Source organism: Streptomyces griseofuscus, from assembly GCF_014673495.1.
In the GTDB taxonomy this organism is placed as follows: domain Bacteria; phylum Actinomycetota; class Actinomycetes; order Streptomycetales; family Streptomycetaceae; genus Streptomyces; species Streptomyces murinus.
Genome location: NZ_CP051006.1, coordinates 290,072 through 309,924 on the forward strand (window position 1 = coordinate 290,072; position 19,853 = coordinate 309,924).

The 19,853-nt window shown below is 68.9% G+C and carries 15 protein-coding genes and 1 pseudogene; 11 read left to right on the forward strand and 5 right to left on the reverse strand.

The genetic code is table 11. From position 1 onward, the window contains the following. Positions 1-661 precede the first annotated feature (661 nt). Together HEP81_RS01450 and yicI are read right to left on the reverse strand one after the other, a co-directional pair. Entirely contained in the window at positions 662-1,672 is a 1,011-nt protein-coding gene (locus tag HEP81_RS01450) for a LacI family DNA-binding transcriptional regulator (RefSeq protein ID WP_037662577.1), read from the reverse strand. Between the two features lie 128 nt (positions 1,673-1,800). Further along, positions 1,801-4,071, reverse strand: a complete 2,271-nt coding sequence (yicI, locus tag HEP81_RS01455) for an alpha-xylosidase (RefSeq protein WP_037662574.1) — start codon at positions 4,069-4,071, stop codon at positions 1,801-1,803. A gap of 472 nt (positions 4,072-4,543) precedes the next feature. Between yicI and HEP81_RS01460 the strand changes: the two genes are divergently transcribed. From HEP81_RS01460 to HEP81_RS41095, 4 genes are all read left to right on the forward strand, one after another. Beyond that, positions 4,544-5,806, forward strand: coding sequence for an ABC transporter substrate-binding protein (locus tag HEP81_RS01460; RefSeq protein WP_037662572.1), 1,263 nt, complete (start codon positions 4,544-4,546; stop codon positions 5,804-5,806). Positions 5,807-5,816: 10 nt separating this feature from the next. Then, complete coding sequence (locus tag HEP81_RS01465) at positions 5,817-6,764, forward strand: carbohydrate ABC transporter permease (protein WP_037662570.1); 948 nt, start codon at positions 5,817-5,819, stop codon at positions 6,762-6,764. A 6-nt stretch (positions 6,765-6,770) separates the two neighbouring features. Next, on the forward strand, positions 6,771-7,613 hold the full coding sequence (locus HEP81_RS01470; RefSeq protein WP_037662568.1) for a carbohydrate ABC transporter permease: 843 nt from the start codon (positions 6,771-6,773) through the stop codon (positions 7,611-7,613). Positions 7,614-7,947: 334 nt separating this feature from the next. Beyond that, positions 7,948-8,151 (forward strand): CocE/NonD family hydrolase C-terminal non-catalytic domain-containing protein, encoded by a 204-nt coding sequence (locus tag HEP81_RS41095; RefSeq protein ID WP_037662566.1) that lies wholly within the window; start codon positions 7,948-7,950, stop codon positions 8,149-8,151. A gap of 291 nt (positions 8,152-8,442) precedes the next feature. On the opposite strand, the gene HEP81_RS01480 is transcribed toward HEP81_RS41095, so the two are convergent. From HEP81_RS01480 to HEP81_RS01490, 3 genes and pseudogenes are all read right to left on the reverse strand, one after another. After that, positions 8,443-9,885 (reverse strand): non-reducing end alpha-L-arabinofuranosidase family hydrolase, encoded by a 1,443-nt coding sequence (locus tag HEP81_RS01480; protein ID WP_051850614.1) that lies wholly within the window; start codon positions 9,883-9,885, stop codon positions 8,443-8,445. Between the two features lie 321 nt (positions 9,886-10,206). Continuing rightward, complete coding sequence (locus tag HEP81_RS01485) at positions 10,207-11,643, reverse strand: endo-1,4-beta-xylanase (RefSeq protein ID WP_051850613.1); 1,437 nt, start codon at positions 11,641-11,643, stop codon at positions 10,207-10,209. Between the two features lie 334 nt (positions 11,644-11,977). Further along, positions 11,978-12,988, reverse strand: a pseudogene (locus HEP81_RS01490) (glycoside hydrolase family 11 protein). Between the two features lie 80 nt (positions 12,989-13,068). Here HEP81_RS01490 and HEP81_RS01495 point away from each other — a divergent pair. The 7 genes from HEP81_RS01495 to HEP81_RS01525 all read left to right on the forward strand — a co-directional run bounded on the left by HEP81_RS01495 (position 13,069) and on the right by HEP81_RS01525 (position 19,785). Continuing rightward, a complete protein-coding gene (locus HEP81_RS01495) occupies positions 13,069-13,323 on the forward strand; it encodes a hypothetical protein (RefSeq protein WP_154821667.1) in 255 nt (84 codons plus the stop codon). A gap of 425 nt (positions 13,324-13,748) precedes the next feature. Next, a complete protein-coding gene (locus tag HEP81_RS01500; protein WP_243279254.1) occupies positions 13,749-14,987 on the forward strand; it encodes a glycoside hydrolase family 6 protein in 1,239 nt (412 codons plus the stop codon). A gap of 662 nt (positions 14,988-15,649) precedes the next feature. Next, positions 15,650-16,564, forward strand: coding sequence for a YceI family protein (locus tag HEP81_RS01505; protein ID WP_037662649.1), 915 nt, complete (start codon positions 15,650-15,652; stop codon positions 16,562-16,564). Positions 16,565-16,658: 94 nt separating this feature from the next. Further along, positions 16,659-17,312, forward strand: coding sequence for a YceI family protein (locus HEP81_RS01510; RefSeq protein WP_037662559.1), 654 nt, complete (start codon positions 16,659-16,661; stop codon positions 17,310-17,312). 617 nt (positions 17,313-17,929) lie between these two features. Continuing rightward, on the forward strand, positions 17,930-18,421 hold the full coding sequence (locus HEP81_RS01515) for a winged helix-turn-helix transcriptional regulator (protein WP_051850612.1): 492 nt from the start codon (positions 17,930-17,932) through the stop codon (positions 18,419-18,421). A 70-nt stretch (positions 18,422-18,491) separates the two neighbouring features. Next, positions 18,492-19,343 carry an alpha/beta fold hydrolase gene (locus HEP81_RS01520; RefSeq protein ID WP_037662557.1) on the forward strand — a complete coding sequence of 284 codons (852 nt, stop codon included), beginning with the start codon at positions 18,492-18,494 and terminating at the stop codon, positions 19,341-19,343. A gap of 49 nt (positions 19,344-19,392) precedes the next feature. Beyond that, on the forward strand, positions 19,393-19,785 hold the full coding sequence (locus HEP81_RS01525; protein ID WP_037662555.1) for a nuclear transport factor 2 family protein: 393 nt from the start codon (positions 19,393-19,395) through the stop codon (positions 19,783-19,785). The last annotated feature ends 68 nt before the right edge of the window (positions 19,786-19,853 follow it).

Sequence of the window (19,853 nt, forward strand, 5' to 3'; positions counted from 1 at the left end):
ACGATCCCGGACGCGCGCGCCATCCGGGCGCGACGGCGGCACATGCAGGCAGGGGACCACTCCTCCCACCAAGCCCTCAAGCCCCTGCTCGGCGCCCATGGAGATCGCCGCGGACGAGGGCCGCCATCACCGCGACGCCGTCGGCACGGGCCCTCGCAGCCGTTCCCGCCGGACCGTTGCAGGTGCGTGGCACCGCCCGTACGAGGACCGGCCTGACCACAGCAATACGCGGTGAGGCCTGCTTACGCCACGTACATGCTCCTCGCCGCGCACGCGAAGCAGTCGGGTACCGCGCGCCGGCCCGTCTGCGAAGGGGCGGCCGCCACTCGGCCACCGGGGCACTTCCCCAGCGAAGTGCTCCCAGCCGCTCGGGTCCCGGCACGCCGCCGTCTTCCGGACGGCGCTGCCGTCGCATCCGGCTGATGGAGCAGGCTGTCGCGAGCGGCCCGTCTGGGAGGCGGAGATCCCGCTGGAGGTGATCCGGGGCGCCGCCCTGCCGATTCTGGTGATCTGCGGAACCTGGGAGCACGCGCCGGCCCTCCACCGCGAGCACGTGGGGCTCCCTCTCATGGCCGTGGCCGAGTCCCTCACGGACTCCCTCGCAGGCCGCCTCCTGTGCGGGTGCCCGGGTACTACCCGCACACCCAGGAGCCCACCGCCGTCAACGCGACGGCGCCGGTCCGGAGCTGGCCCGGACGGTCAGCTCCGGTGCGATGAGCACCACGTCGTCCGTCTCGCGCCCGTCGAGTCTGCCCACCAGGAGGTCGACCGCGTGCCGGCCCATCTCCTGGGCAGGAACGGCGACCGAGGTGAGCCGTACCGAGGCCTGGACGGCGACCTGGTCGGGGCAGACGGCGACCACCGACACGTCCTCGGGCACGGCCCGCCCCAGCCGGCGCAGCACGGCGAGCAGGGGCTCCACGGCGGACTCGTTCTGCACGACGAAGCCCGTGGTGCGCGGGCGCTCGTCGAAGATCCGGGACAGGGTCGCCGCCATGGCGTCGTAGCCGCCCTCCCAGGGGCGGTGCAGTACCTTCAGGCCGAGTTCGCGTGCCCGCGAGCGGAGGCCGTCGAGAGTGCGTACGGCGAAGCCGGTGTGCCGCTCGTAGACGGCGGGCGCCTCGCCGATGACGGCGACCTCCCGGTGGCCGAGCTCCGCCAGGTGCTCCACGCAGAGCGCGCCCGTCGCGCTCCAGTCGAGATCGACACAGGTCGCACCGGCGGGGTCGGTGGGCAGACCGATCAGCACAGCGGGCTGCTCGGTCGCCCGCAGCAAGGGCAGCCGGTCGTCGTCGAGTTCGACGTCCATGAGGATCATCGCGTCGGCAAGTCCGCTGCCGGTGACCCGGCGCACCGCGTCGGGGCCCTCCTCGCCGGTGAGCAGCAGGATGTCGTAGCCGTGCGTGCGGGCGGTGGTCGCCACAGCGGTGGCGATCTCCATCATCACCGGGACGTACATGTCCGTACGCAGGGGGATCATGAGGGCGATGATGTTCGACCGATTGCTGGCCAACGCGCGTGCGCCCGCGTTCGGGTGGTAGCCCAGTGCCCGGATGCTCCGCCCGACCCTCTCCCGGGTCTCCGCGGAGATGGACCGCTTGCCGCTGAGGACGTAGCTCACCGTGCTCGCCGAAACTCCGGCGTGCTGGGCGACCTCTGCGAGAGTGACCAACCGGCTCTCCAGGCTCTACGAAACGCTTCGACAGGACACGTGATCCGACAGGAGTGGGCAGGGGCGACTTCACCCTAATACCAGCTGGAGGGGTGTGTCCATCTCCGTCGAAGCGCTTCGACTCACCCTCAGGCCGACGGCACCGTGACCCGGCCGGTTCCCGTGCCGCCCGGGCCGCCCGCGACCTGCACGGTGAACGGCTTGTCGCTGCCCTCCGCGGTGACGCGCAGAGTGCCTCCTTCCCGTCGGAGGCGGAAGGTGGCGCTGGTGGCGCCGGCCTGGTCCGGGACAGTCACGGTTCGCTCGTATCCGTGCTCGGGGGTCGGGTGGACCAGCAGGGTGATGCCGTCCAGCCAGTCGTCGTCCGGGTGCCGGCCGTCGGCGGCCAGCGGCAGGACGGCTCCCTCGCGGACGTACAGCGGGAGGCTGTCGTAACCGTGGCGCTCGGTGCGCCAGAGCGGGCCGGTGACCGTCTCGCCGGTGAGCAACTGCGTCCAGGTGCCCTCGGGCAGGTAGACCTCGACCTCGCCGTCTTCGGTGAAGACCGGGGCGACCAGCAGATGGGCGCCGAGCATGTACTGGCGGTCCAGCGGGCGGCAGGCCGGGTCGCCGGGAAACTCCAGCAGCATCGGACGCATCGAGGGCACGCCCGTGCGGTGGGCCTCGACGGCGACACCGTACAAGTAGGGCATCAGGCGCTGCTTGAGCAGGGTGAAGCGGCGGGCGACGTCGACGGCCTCGTCGCCGAACTCCCACGGCACGCGGTAGGAGGAGGAGCCGTGCAGACGGCTGTGCGAGGACAGCAGGCCGAAGGCCAGCCAGCGCTTGAACACCGAGGCGTCGGGGGTGCCTTCGAAGCCGCCGATGTCGTGGCTCCAGAAGCCGAAGCCGCTCAGCGACAGCGAGAGCCCGCCGCGCAGGGACTCGGCCATGGCCTCGAAGGAGGACCAGCAGTCCCCGCCCCAGTGCACCGGGTACTGCTGGCCGCCCACGGTCGCGGAGCGGGCGAACAGCACAGCCTCGCCCTGGCCGCGTTCCTTCTCCAGGAGGTCGAAGACGGTCTTGTTGTACAGCTCGGTGTAGTAGTTGTGCATCCGCTCGGGGTCCGAGCCGTCGTGCCAGACGACCTCGGTGGGGACGCGCTCGCCGAAGTCGGTCTTGAAACAGTCGACGCCCTGGTCCAGCAGTGGTTTGAGCTTCGACTGGAACCACGCGCAGGCCTCGGGACTGGTGAAGTCCACCAGCCCCATGCCCGCCTGCCACAGGTCCCACTGCCACACGTCGCCGTTGGCGCGGCGCACAAGGTGCCCCAGTTCGGCGGCCTCGTCGAACAGCGGGGACTTCTGGGCGAGGTACGGGTTGATCCAGACACTGATCCTCAAGCCCTTGGCCTTCAGCCGGGCCAGCATGCCCTCAGGGTCGGGGAAGACGTCCGGGTCCCACCGGAAGTCACACCACTGGTACTCACGCATCCAGAAGCAGTCGAAATGGAACACGGACAAGGGGATGCCGCGCTCGGCCATGCCGTCGACGAACGACATCACCGTCGCCTCGTCGTAGGAGGTGGTGAAGGAGCTGGTCAGCCACAGCCCGAAGGACCAGGCCGGCGGCAGGGCCGGACGCCCGGTGAGACACGTGTAGCGGCTGAGGACCTCCTTCGGGGTGGGACCGGCGACGACGTAGTACTCCAGGGTCTGGTCCTCGACGCTGAACTGGACCTGGCCGACGGATTCCGAGCCGACCTCGAAGGAGACCTTGCCGGGGTGGTTGACGAAGACGCCGTAGCCGCGTGAGGAGAGGTAGAACGGGATGTTCTTGTACGCCTGCTCGCTGCTCGTGCCGCCGTCGGCCTGCCACATGTCGACGACCTGTCCGTTCTTGACGAACGGGGTGAAGCGCTCGCCGAGGCCGTAGACCTGCTCGCCGACGCCGAGCGCGAGCTTGCCCACCATGTGGTGCCCGCCCCGGTCGGTGGTGGCGAACGCGGCCCCCTTGGCACCCGACCGGGTCAGTTCGCGGCCGTCGGCGTCGCGAAAGCTCAGCGCGAAGGGGGCGCAGCGGTCCAGGCGCAGGCTGAGCGGGCCGCTGGTCAGCTCGGTGACACCGCCTTCGGTGCGCACCTCGCCCACCCCGCCCTCGTCACCGCCGACAGTGAAGCAGGGGCCGGTCCGACGCTTCCCGGAGTGGTGGGTGAGGCGGATGCCGATGACGCCCTCGGCGGGCGAAAAGCAGTCGACGGAGATGAGCGGCGCGTTGAGCGTGTCACCCCTGCGCGTCACGCGTTGCACCGCGGCGTGGACGGTGATGCGCTTCGACTCCATGCGGACGTCACGCACGTCGGTGGCGTAGTCGATGTGTACGCCATCGCGAACGCGCCAGAAGCCGTCGGTGAACTTCATGATCTTCCTCAGGGGTGCGGAGGCCGTCGAGCCGGGACACAGGCATCGCCACGAAGGCTCTGAAGAGGCTTGATTGTGCAGGCGACACCTTGCTGCACGCCGAGCCGCGAAGCAAGAGGCGTCCGCACGGGGCTAGCGCGCGGGCGACCTCGTGACGTATTAGTCATCCCACCAAACGAACTGTCCGGCGACGTCTCCGGACCCCGCGACAGCAAGGGCCGCACATGTCGATTTTGTCGAAGCGCTTCAACTCCGCCTCCGAGAACCGGTTCTCCTACGGCTTGCCGACCGTCCGCTGCCGTCCGCACCAACCGTTCCGTGTTCCGCGCCCCCCGCGCCGCGCACGGGGCTGAGCCACGCCCGACGGGCGCGTCCTCCAGCGCCGCGTCCAAGGCCCCTGGCCCGCGCTCCGCCGCCCCGAAGGGCGATGCGTTCACCGGATCCGGCACCCCTCCCACCCAAGGGCAGCATCGTGACAGCACACCCACCGAACGGACCATGGCCTCGCCGCCGGCGGGCCCGCCGGCCCGTCCTCGTCGCACTCACCGCCGCCTCGGCGGTCGTCGCCGGCGCCGCGCTGGCCGGCTGCGGCCAGTCCCGCGATCCCGGCGTGTACACCGTCCTGAACTCCTCGACGGACGACTCGTACCACAGCTGGGACGCGGCGACCCTCGAACGGTGCAGCAAGCGGCTCGGCGTCACCGTCCGGCAGCAATCCGTCCCGGCCGACCAGGTCATGACCAGGTCTCTGCGGATGGCGTCCTCCAAGTCGCTGCCGGACATCATCCAGTTCGACGGCTCCGAGATGCCGGCCTTCGCCGAGACCGGCGGCCTGTTGGACCTGAGGAAACTGGGCGTCGACACCACCGACGTACCGCAGGGCATCGTCGACTACGGCTCCTACAAGGGCACGTACTACGGCGCGGCGCGCACGGTGAACACGCTCGCGCTGTTCTACAACAAAGACGTCCTCGAAAAGGCCGGCGTCAAGGTGCCGACCACGTGGGACGAGATGCGCGAGACGGCCAGAAGACTCACCCAGGGACACCGATACGGCATCGCCCTGAGCGCGGGTGGGGCGGAGGACGGCGTCTACCAGTTCACGCCGTTCATGTGGTCCAACGGCGGCGACGAGACCCACCTCGACAGCCCGCAGGTCGTCCAGGCGCTCGACTACTGGAAGTCGCTGCTCTCCGACGGCTCGCTGTCGAAGTCGACGATCAACTGGACCCAGGCCGACGTCAACGACCAGTTCATGGCCGGGAACGCCGCCATGATGATCAACGGCCCGTGGCAGGTCGAGACCCTCGACACCAAGAAGAGCCTGCACTGGGGCATCGCCCAAATTCCCGTCCCCAGGGCCGGGGAGGACTCCGTGGGGCCGCTGGGCGGCGGTGAGCTGACCATCCCGGACATCGGCGACACCGCGCGCGAGAAGACATCCGCACAGATCGTCAACTGCCTGACGAGCGAGCAGGAGGAAGTGACCTACGCGCTCAACAGCTGGATGATCCCGGCCAACCGGAAGGCCGCCGCCATCTGGCGCAAGAAGGTTCCCTCGCTCAGCTCACTGGCCGACCAGGTCGCGGTGGCACGCTCGCGCACCGCCGAGGTCGGCTCCGGCTGGACCTCCGTCTCCCTCGCCCTGCAGAGCGCCTTCCAGTCGGCGCTCACCGGCCAGTCCTCCGCGTCGGCCCTGAAACACGCGCAGGCGCGCGTCGAGAGCGGGAAGTGAGGCAACCACCGTGTCCACCACCACTGTTCCGGGCCCCGCGGCCATCGGCAGCACCGCCGAAACCGCCCCCGACCCGGCCCGCACCCGCCGGCGGCGCACGCTCGCGCAGTGGGGCTTCGTGGCCCCAGCCGTGCTGTTCATGCTGCTGTTCTTCGGCTACCCGCTCGTGCGCAACATCGTGATGAGCTTCCAGCACTACACGCCGTCGACCTTCTTCACCGGCAAGGCCCCCTTCAACGGCCTGGACAACTGGCGCAACGTCTTCGGCGACGACCTGTTCGGCAAGGCCCTGTGGCAGACGATCGTCTTCACGATCGGCTCGCTGATCGGGCAGTTCTGCATCGGTCTGGGCCTGGCGGTGTTCTTCAACCGCAGGTTCCCGCTGGGCGGTGTACTGCGCGCACTGATGCTGCTGCCCTGGCTCGTGCCGATGGTCGTCTCCGGCATCGTCTGGCGGCGCATCCTGGACCAGGACACCGGTGTGCTGAACTCCTTCCTCGGGCTTTTCGGCATCGGTCACACGCCCTGGCTGACCAGCACGCACGTGGCGCTGCTCGCCGTGACCCTGGTGAACATCTGGATCGGCATCCCGTTCAACACGGTGATCCTCTACGGCGGCCTCCAGGAACTTCCGCGTGAGGTCTACGAGGCCGCCTCGCTCGACGGCGCCTCCGCCTGGCGCACCTTCCGCTCGATCACGCTGCCGCTGCTGAGGCCCGTCGTCACCGTCGTGCTCGTGCTGGGCTTCATGTCCACGGTCAAGATCCTCGACCTGGTGCTGGCGCTCACCGACGGCGGCCCAGCCGACTCCACGCAGACCCTGGGCACGCTGACCTACCAGGACTCCTTCGTCCAGCTGGACTTCGGGACCGGTGCCGTGGTCGGCAACGTTCTGGTGCTGATCTCCGCCGTGTTCGCGGTGTTCTACCTGCGGGCCAACCGCAACGAAGGGAAGTGACGGCGCATGGCGACCATCACCAACGCCACCAGGGCCGTCGGCAGGCCGAAGCGCCGCTGGGGCACCACGGCCCTCGGCATGCTCATCCTGTGCGTGATGCTGTTCCCGTTGTACTGGATGGTCAACACCGCACTGCAACCCGACTCCGGCCTGCTGGAGGTGGACCCGGTGCCGCACGGCCTCGACCTGTCCGGCTTCTCCTCCGCGCTGACCGAGCAGGGTGGCCATCTGCTGACCTCGCTCGCGGTCGCGCTCGGCGCCGTCGTGATCTGCCTGGCGTTCTCCGCTCCGGCCGCCTACGGCCTCGCGCAGTTCAAGCTTCGCGGCGCGAGGACCGTGGTGTTCGGCACCCTGATCACACAGATGGTCCCGGGGATCGTCATCGCCAACGCGCTGTACAGCACGTACGTGCACCTCGGCCTGGTCAACTCCTACTTCGGTCTGATGCTGGCCGACGCCTCCCTGGGCATCCCCTTCGCGATCGTACTGATGCGGTCCTTCATGGTGGCCATCCCGCGCGAGGTCATCGAGGCCGCCGAGGTGGACGGAGCCGGCCGGATGCGCACCTTCGTCCGGGTCGTGCTGCCGATGAGCCGCAACTCGCTGATCACCGCCGGGCTGTTCTCCTTCCTGTACGCGTGGAGCGACTTCATGTTCGCGCTCACCCTCAACACCACCGACCACGTCAAACCGGTCACCCTCGGCATCTACCAGTACATCGGCGCGCACGTCGGCGACTGGGGCTCGGTCATGGCCGCTTCCGTCCTCGCCGCGATCCCCGCGGCGGTCCTGCTCGTCCTCGCACAGAAGTACATCGCCGCCGGCATCACCGGCGGTTCCGTCAAATGAGAACGTGCGCTCGCTCCCCCGCGCCCGCTCGCATCGGCTGCCGGGGAAAAGGGGCGGGCGCCGGGGCGGGCACGCAGGACGTGGCCTTCACCCTGGCCGGGGGCAGAGCCGCCCTCCGGCACCGGGCGGCCGTGACCGGCGCCGGCCGCACGCCCCCGCTGCACGGACTGGCCGGGCTCGCGGCGGGCCGCACCGCGCCGACCCGGCCATCGGCACGGCCGGCCCGCCGCGGCGGGAGCTGCTCTTCCCCTCCGCGGAGCACGGCACGGGCAGGCGCACGGGCTCACGGCGGCGTCGAACGGCCAACTCGTTCTGGAGCAACCGGCGTTCAAAAGTGCCGCTGTGGCCGGCCTTCCACCGGTTCGCAGCCGGTCACCGCGTCGGCATCCAGGTCGCCACAGGCGCGCATCCGGGCTACACCCGCAACCCCGGCACCGGGGAACCCGCCCTCACTGCCACGGTCACCGTCCGCGCCGACAAGGAGATCTCCCACGACACCGCCCGTCCCTCCAGGATCGACCTGCCGGTGCGGGTGTGATGTCCGGCTGGGCGGTCGCCGCCTGAGATGCCTGGCGCGGGCTGGACGCCTTCCGCGGTCATGCGGGTGTGGGGCACCCGACAGTTTCGACGACCTGGCACGCGGGTCAGCTCCGCGCCTTCCGCGCACGGTTGAGGGCCGGGACACGGTCATGTGTGAGACCCGCGGAACGGTCCACGTCGTCACGGATTCCTACCGGTCCCGCCCTGGTGCGAGGAACCCGGCCGACGGGCGGCCGGGTTCGTCGATGCGGTGAGCACCGGCATGTGCGATCACCGCGGAGCGGGCAGGTCAGTGCTGCAGGGTGAGGACACCCGGGCGCCACGGCAGTTGGTCGTAGGGGCCGCTCGCCGTGGGGGACTTGCCCTGGTAGAGGAACTGCAGGTTGCAGGCATCGATGGTCATGGTCTGGTCGGGGTTGTCGCGGACCAGGTCACCGTGGCTGATGTCGTTGGTCCAGGTGGCGCCGCTGTTGGCCTTGCCCGCGAAGGGGCTGCTCTCGCTGGCGGCCTGCGGGGTCCACGAACCGCTCAGGCTGGAAGCCGTGAACGAGCGGAAGTAACGTCCGTTCGCCCCCATCGCCTCGACGATCATGAGGTACTGGTTCTGGCCCTGGACCTTGTAGACCTGCGGCGCCTCGAACAGGTTGGCCTTCGCGTCGCTCATGACCGTCGTGTACGACGAGCCGAAACTTCCCGGGAAGTTCCCGATCGGCATGCTCGCCCGGTAGATGCTGCCGTTGTCGCCGGCGAAGAACAGGTACATGTTCTGGCCGTCGGCGATCAGCGTCTGGTCGATCGGGCCGGTGTCGGAGCCGGAGATGCTGCCGGTGAACAGCGCCTGCGGCGAGGACCAGCCGTTGGGGTTGGTGGGGTCGCTCGACGTGCGGTACATGAAGGGCGACGAACCCCACTGGTACGCCAGCACCCAGATGTTCTTGGGCGCGAAGTAGAACAGCGTGGGCGCCACCGCGGCCTGGCCCATCCCGGTCTGGCCGGCCGACGCCATGTCCGACCAGCTGGTGAAGGGAGCGAAGGCCATCGAGCCGTACGACGATCCGTTCACGTTCGACGCGTAGACGAGGTGCTTGCCGTTGTACATCACGCTGGTGAAGTCCTTGAGCGAGACCCATCCGTTCGCCGGCTGCGCCAGCACACCCGTCGACGTCCAGCGGTAGGTCGACGGCAGAGAACACGTGCTGCCCGTCGGCGGGGGGCTCGTCGGGGTCGACGTCCCGGACAGGCCGGTCCACTTCTGGTTGCTGCCGCCGTTGCAGGTCCAGAGCTCCAAGGCCGTGCCGTTGGCCGTACTGTTGCCCGTGACGTCCAGGCACAGACCGGACTCCACGCCTACGATCGTCCCGTCGGAGTTCACCCGCCACTGCTGGTTCGCGGCCCCGCTGCAGCTCCAGATCTGTACCTTGGTGCCCGCCGTGGTCGCGTGTCCGGGAACGTCCAGGCACTTGTTGCCATAGACGGTCAGCTGGTTGCTGTCCGTCAGCGTCCACTCCTGGTTGGCCTTGCCCGAGCAGTCCCAGATCTGCAGGGATGTGCCGTCGGACTGACTGGCGTTCGGCACATCGAGGCACCGGCCGGAGCCGACGCTCTTCAGGGCGCCGGTGGTGGCCGCCTGTGCCGGGTCGGCGAGGAGCATCGCCCCCAACGCGACCAGGGCCGCGACCACGGCCGCGAGCACTCCGGAAAGATGTCTGCGGCTTGGACTTCGTCTGCCCATGGGTCCTCTCCATACGTGGGCGGGCATCCCCGGTCAGCCCTGTCGGAGGCTGACCGGACTGTCGGTGTGGTGCGTTTCGTGACGGTCCTGGGCGCCGGACCGATCCCTTGCGAAGTGGGCATCGAGCGTCACCGGGCCCGATGGACGGGTGGAGCTGTCACACGGCTTCGTGACCCACCCACCGCATGGCGCGCGCGGACGGACTCCCCGTCGGGCCTCCACGCGTGGTGGCCTCGGCGGGGAGTCGACGGCCCTGCCGGTCAGGCCGAATCCGGCGTGCAGAAGCTCGGACGACGCGCACCGGCAACCCTGGGATCGAGATCAGCCGAGGGTCCATTTCTGGTTGCTCTGGCCGTTGCACGTCCACAGCTGCACACCGGTGCCGTTGGCGGTGGCGGCTCCCGAGACGTCCAGGCACAACCCGGACTGGACCCCGGTGACGGTGCCGTCCGAGTTCAGTCTCCACTGCTGGTTGGCCTGGCCGTTGCACGTCCAGATGTCCACCTTCGTGCCCGGCGCCGTCTGATTGTCGTAGGCATCGAGGCACCGCTGCGATCCGCCGGAGTAGACCGTGAGCTGGTTCGAGGAGCTGTGGGTCCAGGTCTGGTTCGCCTGGCCGCTGCAGTCCCAGATCTGCAGGTAGGTACCCGCTGTCGTCGAGGCGTTCGGCACGTCCAGACACCGGCCCGCCCCCACCGTCCGCAGCGCACCGGTGGAGCCACCGCCGCTGCTCGACGAGCCACCGAGCGCTGTTGTCACGGCACTGTACGCCGCCTTCTTGTTGCCGTTGCTGTCGAAGAGCAGGGGGGTCTCCGAGGAGCGCCAGGAGTCACTGTCCCGGATGCCCCACGTGGTGATGCCGGTGCAGCGGGAGACGTTCATGCACGCGTTGACCGTGTTGGCGTAGGCGGTGGGGGACGCCTGCGCGATGTCGAGTTCGGTGATCTGGACATCGACACCGAGAGCGGCGAAGTTGGCCAGCGTGGTCTGATAGCCGGCGGGGGGTCCGCTGGAGCCGAAGTGGCTCTGGAAGCCGACGCAGTCGATGGGCACGCCGCGGGACTTGAAGTCCTGGACCATGCGGTAGACGCCCTGGGTCTTGGCGTCGGTCCAGTTCTCGATGTTGTAGTCGTTGTAGCACAGCTTGGCCGCCGGATCGGCCGCCCGGGCGGTGCGGAACGCTTCCTCGATGAAGCCGGTGCCGAGCACGTTGTGGAACACCGAGCTGCGCTGCTGGCCGCTGCCGTCGTCGGCGAAGGCCTCGTTGACCACGTCCCAGGCGTAGATCTTGCCTTTGTAGTGGGCCATTTCGGTGGTGATGTGGTTGTCCATCACGCTGCGCAGCGTGTTCGCGTCGGTGATGGAACTGACCCAGCTCGGCAGTTGGCTGTGCCAGACCAGAGTGTGGCCGCGCATCCGCTGCCCGTGGGCGGTCGCATGACTGACGATCTGATCGGCAGGCCCGAAATTGAACGAACCGCGGGACGGCTCCGTGGTGTCCCACTTCATCTCGTTCTCGGGGGTGATCGCGTTGAACTCGCGATCGAGGATGCCCGTGTAGCCCGAGTCGCCGAGTTTGCCCGCGGGGACGGCCGTGCCGAAGTAGCGACCCGACTGGGCCGCGGTGGCCCCCAGCGACCCCGCGTCCACCGCATGGGCGCTCGGGGGCGCGGCGAGGATCAAAGCGGCGCCGGCAGTGACCAGACCGGCTGCCGCCAGCGCTGCTCCTGGGCGTATCCGATCCAAGATCTGTAACACTTGGCTTCTCTCCTTGATGGCAGGTGGGGGTGTCGATGGCCGTTCGCCCGGCCGGCGGCTGACGTGGCCTGTCGGGGACCAGCTCTGCAGGCGACGACGCCGCGGCGGTCCGCCCGGCCCCCGTGAGCTCGGTCGGCCGCACTCGGGGCCGATGCGGTCACGTCACCGTGGCCGCATCGGGCTGCGTCGCGCGTCACAGATCGTCGCGGACCGGGCCGCCGGACCGGGTGACCGCGTGACGGCGGCCCGGGTGACCTCATACGCAGGGGTGGGCGGCGGAGTTACGGTGCCCACCCCTGCGTCGCCGCAGCGCTCAGTTCCGGCCAGTGGTGGTTCAGCTGGTGCTGCAGGAGAACGTCGGCCAGGTGGTACTGCCGTTCTTCATGATCGTCAGCCCCCAGTTGCTGCCGTTGCCGTTGGGCGTGGCGACGAGCGTCTGGGCGTCGGGGTAGGAGGCGTTGACGTTCCAGGTCGCGCTGACCTTCTCCGGGGACGGGACCTGGGCGGTCACCTTCCAGTTGCTGGAGCCGGACACCGCGACGTTGAGGTTGTACCGGTCGCTCCACGAGTCACCGGCCGTGACCGAAACGGTGCAGCCGCCACCGCCGCCCGACGGCGGAGGGGTGGTGCCGCCACTGCTGCCGCTGTTCACGGTGATGTTGGAGCTGCCGCTGCTCTGGTAGCCCTCGGTGGCCAGGATCTCGTAGTTCGCGGTGCCCATCTTCAGGCCGAGGCTCTTCTAGGCGTTGAAGATGTTCGCGACGGTGATGGTGCCGCCGGTGCGCTTCGACTGACGGACGGCCCAGTACTGGTCGAACGTCGAGTTGTTGCCCTCGATGGACGGGGCGTTGACGCGGGTCGTCTTGTACAGGTCGTACGTGCTGCCGTCACTGCTGACCGAGCCCAGCCGGGTCGCGCCCGAACTCGGGTTGTAGTTGCCGTAGTTGTCGACGATGTACCACTCGACCAGCGGGTTCTGGAACCAGCCGTACAGCGACAGGTAGCAGTTGCCATTGCAGTTCCACGTGCCTGAGTACGTGACGGGGTTGGCCTGGTTGCCCGGGTTCCAGCCCTTGCCGGCGACGACGTTCTGCGAGGCGGTGTTCCAGTTCAGGCTGTAGTTGCCGCCCGATCCCAGGGTCATGGTGGCGCCGCTGGACTGCTCCCAGAACGAGTAGAAGTAGCCGTTGTCGGTGCCGGTGCTGTTCGAGGTGATGGTCGTGTCGGCCTGGACCGCGCCGGGCAGCGCGAAGACGACCACGACCGCCGCCGCCGCGGCGAGGAGACTGCGGACGGCGGCCACAAGGCCGCGTCTGCGACGCGTCTCGTGGGTCAGCGTGTTCATGAGGTTTCCCTCTCGTGCGGGTGTGAGGGGATGCGCGCCATGCCCCAGCGTCGTCGCCGCCGGGGCATGATGACACGGGCATGACACATCCGGTCGCCGAGACCAGCGCGACCGGAAAGCCGGGTCAAGGTGCGGCCCGAATCGCCGGCGACCGAGCACCGGTGACGACGAACAGTCTGGACGGCACCCCGTCGCTGTCAACGCTTTCGGTAGAAGTTTCGAAAACTATCGACCGAGCAGAATTCGACGGGCACCACAACTTTCCTGGTCAGAGGCTCATTTCTTCGATCGACCCCGATCGACCGGTCAACATCGACAAGGCAAGCCAGATCTGATGTTCCGCGAAAAGATCCGTAATCCGAAAGTTTCGACAACGCCCGGGTCACATCGACGGGTTGCCAGTACCGCGCCCAGCACTCGTCCGCCGCCGTCCCACGGATACGACCTCCGCGACATCGGCCCTGCGCGTTCTCCGCAGCGCCGGCGACCGGATCCGGACCATTCCCGGCCATGACCAGCGCCGCCTCCTGCTGCATCACCAGCATGACGGCGACGGCCCCGGTCAGAGGACTTCACGAGGCTCCGCGAACTCCTCCTCATGTGGGGGTGTTCAGTGTGACCTGCGTTTCCCGAAGCTGTCCGCCTTCTTGACGGGGACGCGGGCTCCTCGCTTTGATGGCGTCCGCACACCCTGGGAGCGCTCCCACACTCTCCCTCGTATCTCTCATCCATCGCCCACACGATTGCGAGAGTCCGACCCGTGCGTCCCATCCCCAAGGCCAGACCGCTCCTCGCCGCCGCGGCCGCGGCTGCCGCCCTTTTCGGTTTGTGTGTCACGCCGACCGCTGCACAGGCCGAACCGACCGCTTCCGGCCACCCGCCCACCACTCCCTCGTCCTCGGCCACCGACCACACGCTCGCCCCGGGCACCAAGTTCTACATCGAAGGAGACAGCAAGGCGTTCCAGCAGGCCCTCGCCGACCGCCGGGCCGGCGACCGGGCGAACGCGAAGCTGATGGACGCGATGGCCTCGTATCCGGTCGCCCAGTGGTTCACCGGCGGCAGCACCCCCGAGCAGACCACCTCGGCGATGTCCCTGCTCCAGTCGAAGGCCGCGCCGCAGAACCGGGTGCCGATCGCCGTGGCGTACAACGTGCCGGGCCGCGACTGCTCGCAGTACTCCGCCGGCGGCGCCTCCGACAGCCAGGAGTACGCGGCCTGGGTCGACGCCCTGGCCAAGGGCATCGGCGACCGGAAGACCGTGGTCATCCTGGAGCCCGACGGCCTGGCCCTCTCCCCCGCGTTCTGCGGGGGCACCGCCGAGCAGCAGGCAGACCGGCTGGCCGAGATCAACGCGGCGGTGGACCGGCTGCAGCGGCAGCCGGGGGCGGTCGTCTACCTCGACGCCGGCCACAGTTCCTGGCACGACGTCGGCGAGATGGCCCAACTGCTCCTGGACGGAGGCGTGTCCCGGGCGCAGGGTTTCTTCCTCAACGCCTCCAACTACCGCGCCGACAGCGAGCTGATCCGCTACGGCACCGAGGTGTCCAAGTGCGTCTGGTACCTGCGCAACACCGCCGGTGCTCAGCCGGGTGACTGCGCCAACCAGTGGTGGCCCGCCGCCGACGCGGACGCCTGGTACGCCGACCACGTGCCCGCCGACGCGCAGCTCACCCACTTCGTGATCGACAGCAGCCGTAACGGCACCGGGCCGTGGACGCCCACCGCGTCCTACTCGGACCCGCAGGACTGGTGCAACCCGCCGGGCCGCGGCCTCGGTGTGCGTCCCACCAGCCAGACCGGTGTCCCCCTGCTCGACGCCTACCTGTGGATCAAGGTGCCCGGCGAGTCCGACGGAAGCTGCACGCGCGGCACGGCCGGTCCCGAAGACCCGGAGTACGGCGTCGTCGACCCGGCCGCCGGCGCCTGGTGGCCCGACCAGGCACACTCCCTGGCCGCGCACGCGGCGCCCGCGCTGGAGTTCAACACCGATTGGTGACGACGAGGCGGCGGTCGCCGCGGTGAAGGACGGCCACGCCCACCCCGGCGTGGCCGTCTGCTGTAGGTGCTGCCCCCGCGGGCGCGGGGACGGCTGTCCGGCCCCGGACCGAGAGGTGCGCCCGGTCCTCCGCAAGTTCCGCGCCGCCGACGGCATGTACGGGGAGCACGCCGCCGGTCTCGCTGCGGCCGGCACGAGGAGCGCGGCGATGGTCGGGGGTTACGGCGATCGGGACACGGCCGTCGATACCGTCGAAGACGAAGCGGGGCGGGTGCCGAACCACCCACGCCGCCTCGTAACCGCCCTCGGAGAACACGTTCAGCGAGCCCCCTGTGTCAGGTTCGTGATGAAACCGCAGGCCGACTGTGAATATCCCCGCTCTTTTCCGTGTCCTTCACCACAGCATTTCTGCAAAGCAACGAAGTCGAGGTGCGGCGAAATGGTCGGATGATGTACTGATATGTGGTCTCGCATCCGCCGCCAGAGGGACTGAGCAGCTTCGACATCGACTCGAGTGACGTGCTTGCGGGAGGACTTATGATCGTCGGCGAACTACTCGCTTTGCGTCCGCCCTCCTGTCGTTGACGGTTCTTGGCGAACGCGAATGTAAGAACTCTGAGCGGGTCGGGTGACCGTGACGCAGGGGAAGAAGGGTGGACTCCATGGCTCTCGGGCTGCTCCGTCGTCGGCGGTCCCGTGGTGCCTCCGGTGCCGGATCGAGCATCTCGGTCCCCCTGCCGCCCGGTGCCGGGGCGTTCGGCTTCGAGGTGCTCGATCCCATGGGACAGCCCATGAGCGGAGCCGAGGTCACCGTGACCGCACTGGACAGCCACCGGGTCGCGACGCGTGGCACCACGGACCCCCATGGCTACTTCATAGCGACGCTGCCACCGGGCCCCTACAGCGTGATGATCGTGGCCGAGGGCCTGTCACCTGCCCGCGAGAACCTCGACATCGCGGCCGGGGTGGCCCTGCCCACCGTGCGCATCGCGCTCCAGCCCGCCCGCCAGATAGAACTCCCGACAGCCGGAATCTGGCTGTTCGACCCTCCGCACACCGCGATCCGGTTCATCGCCAAGCACGTGGGCATGGCCCATGTACACGGCCGGTTCACCCGCTTCCAGGGCAGCATCCGCATCGCTCCGGACATGGCGGACTCACAGGTGGCGGTGCGCATCGACGCCTCCAGTGTCACCACGGGCAACAACACCCGCGACAACCACCTGCGTTCCGCCGACTTCCTGGACGTCGAACGCTACCCGTACATCGACTTCACCAGCACCCGGTTCGCCCACCGCGGCGGCTCCAAGTGGACCCTGCACGGCACCCTCACCATGCACGGCACCAGCCGCTCCGTCGGCCTCGACACCACCTACCTCGGGATGATCAACGGGGGCTACGAGCAGGAACTGCGCTGCGCCGCCCTCGCGAAGGCCGAACTGCATCGGGAGGACTTCACGCTCAACTGGCGCTCCATGCTCGCCCGCGGCATCGCCGTCGTCGGGCCGACCGTCCAACTGGAGTTGGACGTACAGGCGATGTACCGCACCCACGACACGCCCACGCCGCCGCAGTAGACGCACACTCGGGCGCCGCACACGGGCCACCGACCGGAGCCGTTCCCGGCGACACCGTGACAGCACAGAGCAAGCAGATGGGAAAGGGCTCACCATGGGCATCTTCGGCCGACGCCAGACCGCCGTCAGCGAGCCGACCCCGACTGTCGGCACCGGCGCCTTCGCCGCGGAGTCCACGTCCCGGGGTGTCGCGCTCGACCCGGCACTTCGCGCCCTGACCGGGCAGTGGACCATCGACCGCCCGCACAGCCGCATCGGATTCTCCGTGCGGCACGCCATGGTCACGACAGTCCGGGGGGCTTTCACCGATTACGACAGCACGTTGTACTTCGACGGGGCCCAGCCCTCCGAGTCACGGGCCGACCTCGTCATCCGGGTCGCCAGCGTCGACACGGGCGTGGAGCAAAGGGATGCGCACATCATCGGCGCCGACTTCTTCGACGCGCGCCACTACCCGGAGATGACCTTCCGCAGCACCTCCACCGTCCACGAAGGCGGAGAGACCTTCCGCATGACCGGGGACCTGACCATCCGCGACGTCACCCGGCCCGTCGACCTGCAACTCGACTACCTCGGCTCGGTCCTGGACCCTTTCGGCTTCGAGCGAGCCGGATTCGACGGCACCACCACCATCGACCGCACCGAGTGGGGTCTGGTCTACAACCAGCGCCTCAAGGCAGGCGGCACCATGGTGAGCGAGAAGGTCCGGCTGCAGCTCGACATCTCCGCGATCCGGTCGACGTCGTAGCGGCGTCAGGGCGATATTCCTGCGCCGCCCTGGCGACTCTGCCAAGTCGCAGGAAACCGTTGGCCTGACCGGCGGCAGTCCCGCCCCGCCGGACATCGTCCGCGAGCGCCGTCTGCCGAACGTCCTCGCCGACCACGAGAAGCGGGCCGGTGGCCTCGGACTGTTCACCGCGCGCGGGAAGCAGGCGGCGCGTTCAGAGGCTGGTTCCTCCGGCGCCCCGAGCCGAGGGCCCGCTGGACGGAGCCGAACACGGGTACCGGCTACTGCGTGGTGGCAAACGGACGGCGACCGCGTCGTCCGCCCGTGGGCCGAGCGTGCCGTTCAACGGAGAACTCGACGGCCGTGGAGGAGATGACGGACAAGGGCTGGGACCGGGTGCTCGTCCGGGCGTTCCGCGACCAGCACCCGGCCTGGTCGTGTGCGGTGTCGCAGTGCACCGGGTGACGAGCCCGACGTAGGGGCCCGGCACGAAATACGGCCGTCCACCGCCTGACCAAACCGTTCGACGAGGTCCACCGGCTCCTTCCTGGGGGCAGCGGCTGGCGGCACAGGTCTCCGGGGGCCCACACCGATATCATATTGCTACCAGTTGCAGATCCATACCATAGGGAGTCCTTGTGGCGGACAAGACACGGCCGGTCGTCTTCCAGCACGGGCAAGCGTTCCTGGCGGCAATCTCCGAGCGCTGGAACTACCAGATCCTGCGCGAGGTGTTCTTCGGGGTCCGACGGTTCGGCGAACTCAAGCGCGAGCTGGGCATTTCGGCGACGATGCTCACGGCGCGGCTGAACCACCTCACCGAGCTGGGCCTGCTGGAGAAGCACGCGTACCGGCAGGACAAGCCCTGGTACGAGTACCGACTGACCGAGGGTGCGCGGGAGTTGGTCGTACCGGCCGTCGTCGCGGTCACCCGCTGGGCGGAGAGCCGCGCCGAAGGCGAGGCGGCGCCGGCGCGGGCCCTGCTGCATATCTCCTGCGGATACGAGACAGAGCCCTACCTCGCCTGCAGCCACTGCCACCAGCCGATCGAGGCGGCCGATCTGCACCCACTCCCCGCGAAGGAGGCGGCAGGCACGCAGGGAGCGGCCGAGGAAGTCGACCTCGCGTAGTCAACATTTGCTACTACTTGCAGTATGCTACGAGTAACGGCTCTACTCGAACCTCGGGTGAGGAGTGACCATGTCACGGACGGACTGGCTCGACGACGTCACCGAGAAGCTGATACCGACATCCCTCGGCCTGATGAACGTGCGGGTGGGCGGTCGGACCGACGGCCCCGCCATGGTCTTCTGGCCGAGCCTGATGATGGACGGCACCATGTGGCGTTTCCAGTACGAGCACTTCGCCCCTACGCACCGCGTGGTGCTCGTCGACAGTCCCGGACACGGCAGGTCCGACGCGCTGCGCCGGATCATCGACCTCAGGGAATGTGCCGACGTGCTGGTCGAGGTCCTGGACGCGCTCGGCATCGGCAAGTGCGTCCTGGTGGGCAACAGCTGGGGCGGCATGTTGGCCGGGGTCTTCCCGGCGTACCACCCCGAGCGCACCGCCGCTGCCGTCGGCATCAACTGCACCGCCTCACTGCCCACGGCGTTCGAAAGCATCTGGGCGACCGGACTGGCCGCCTACCTCGCGGTGCACGCCCGCATGCCACAACTGGCCGCCAGGGCCGCCCGCTCGGCGTTCGCCGGCCCGACCGCCGAGGCCGAGAACCCCGAGTTCGTGGAGTACATCGACGTCGTGCTGGACAACGACCCCAAGTCCGTCGCGTGGGCGCTTCGCGGTGTTCTCATCGGGCGCAGGGACGAGCACCGGTTGCTGGCGACCGTTCCCGCCGACATCCCTGTCCTGATCGTCGCCGGCGAGGAGGACAGCCAGTTCCCCGTGCACGCGGTGCGGAGGATGGCCGACGCCATCGAAGGCAGCACCTTCCGCGTGCTGCTGCGCACCGGTCACCTGGCCGCCCGGGAGAACCCGGACGAGGTCAACGCGACGATCGACACCTTCCTCGCGACCTGCCCCGCTGCCTGAGCAGACGGCGGCGGCAGATGATCACAGGAAGACAGGAAGGACAGGGCCGATGACGCAGCATGCCGCTCCAGCCCCCGTGCCGGCATGGGTCCGGCAGTTCATGCGCGAGATCGACACCCTCGATTTCGGCGAGGGTGCCGCCCGGGCGACCGACGACACCGAGATGTTCTTCGGCACCGCCCACGTGGTGGGTGCCGACGCCATCAGAGCGTTCTTCGTCAAGATCGACGAACCGCTGCACATCGAGCACACCGTCCTGGAGTGCTGGGACGCCCCCGACGGGGTTCTGTTCCTGCGCGGGGAGGCCACCATGGCGAAGAAGACCGAGCCGGACACCACCGTACGGGCCCCGTTCATGCACCTGTACCGCCTCGACGACAGCGGGAAGATCCGCACCATGCACATCACCGCCGGCCCACTGCACACCGATTCCGTGATGTGAGACGCACGGACGACAACCGAACAGGCGGCCGCGCCGCGCCAGGGGTGACCGCCGGCCGGACCCTACGG

Coding starts and splice junctions, on each gene's coding strand:
- yicI (WP_037662574.1), bottom strand. CDS start 4,071: ATGAAGTTCACCGACGGCTTCTGGCGCGTTCGCGATGGCGTACACATC.
- HEP81_RS01470 (WP_037662568.1), top strand. CDS start 6,771: ATGGCGACCATCACCAACGCCACCAGGGCCGTCGGCAGGCCGAAGCGC.
- HEP81_RS01480 (WP_051850614.1), bottom strand. CDS start 9,885: ATGGGCAGACGAAGTCCAAGCCGCAGACATCTTTCCGGAGTGCTCGCG.
- HEP81_RS01495 (WP_154821667.1), top strand. CDS start 13,069: ATGACACATCCGGTCGCCGAGACCAGCGCGACCGGAAAGCCGGGTCAA.
- HEP81_RS01505 (WP_037662649.1), top strand. CDS start 15,650: ATGGCTCTCGGGCTGCTCCGTCGTCGGCGGTCCCGTGGTGCCTCCGGT.
- HEP81_RS01510 (WP_037662559.1), top strand. CDS start 16,659: ATGGGCATCTTCGGCCGACGCCAGACCGCCGTCAGCGAGCCGACCCCG.
- HEP81_RS01520 (WP_037662557.1), top strand. CDS start 18,492: ATGTCACGGACGGACTGGCTCGACGACGTCACCGAGAAGCTGATACCG.
- HEP81_RS01525 (WP_037662555.1), top strand. CDS start 19,393: ATGACGCAGCATGCCGCTCCAGCCCCCGTGCCGGCATGGGTCCGGCAG.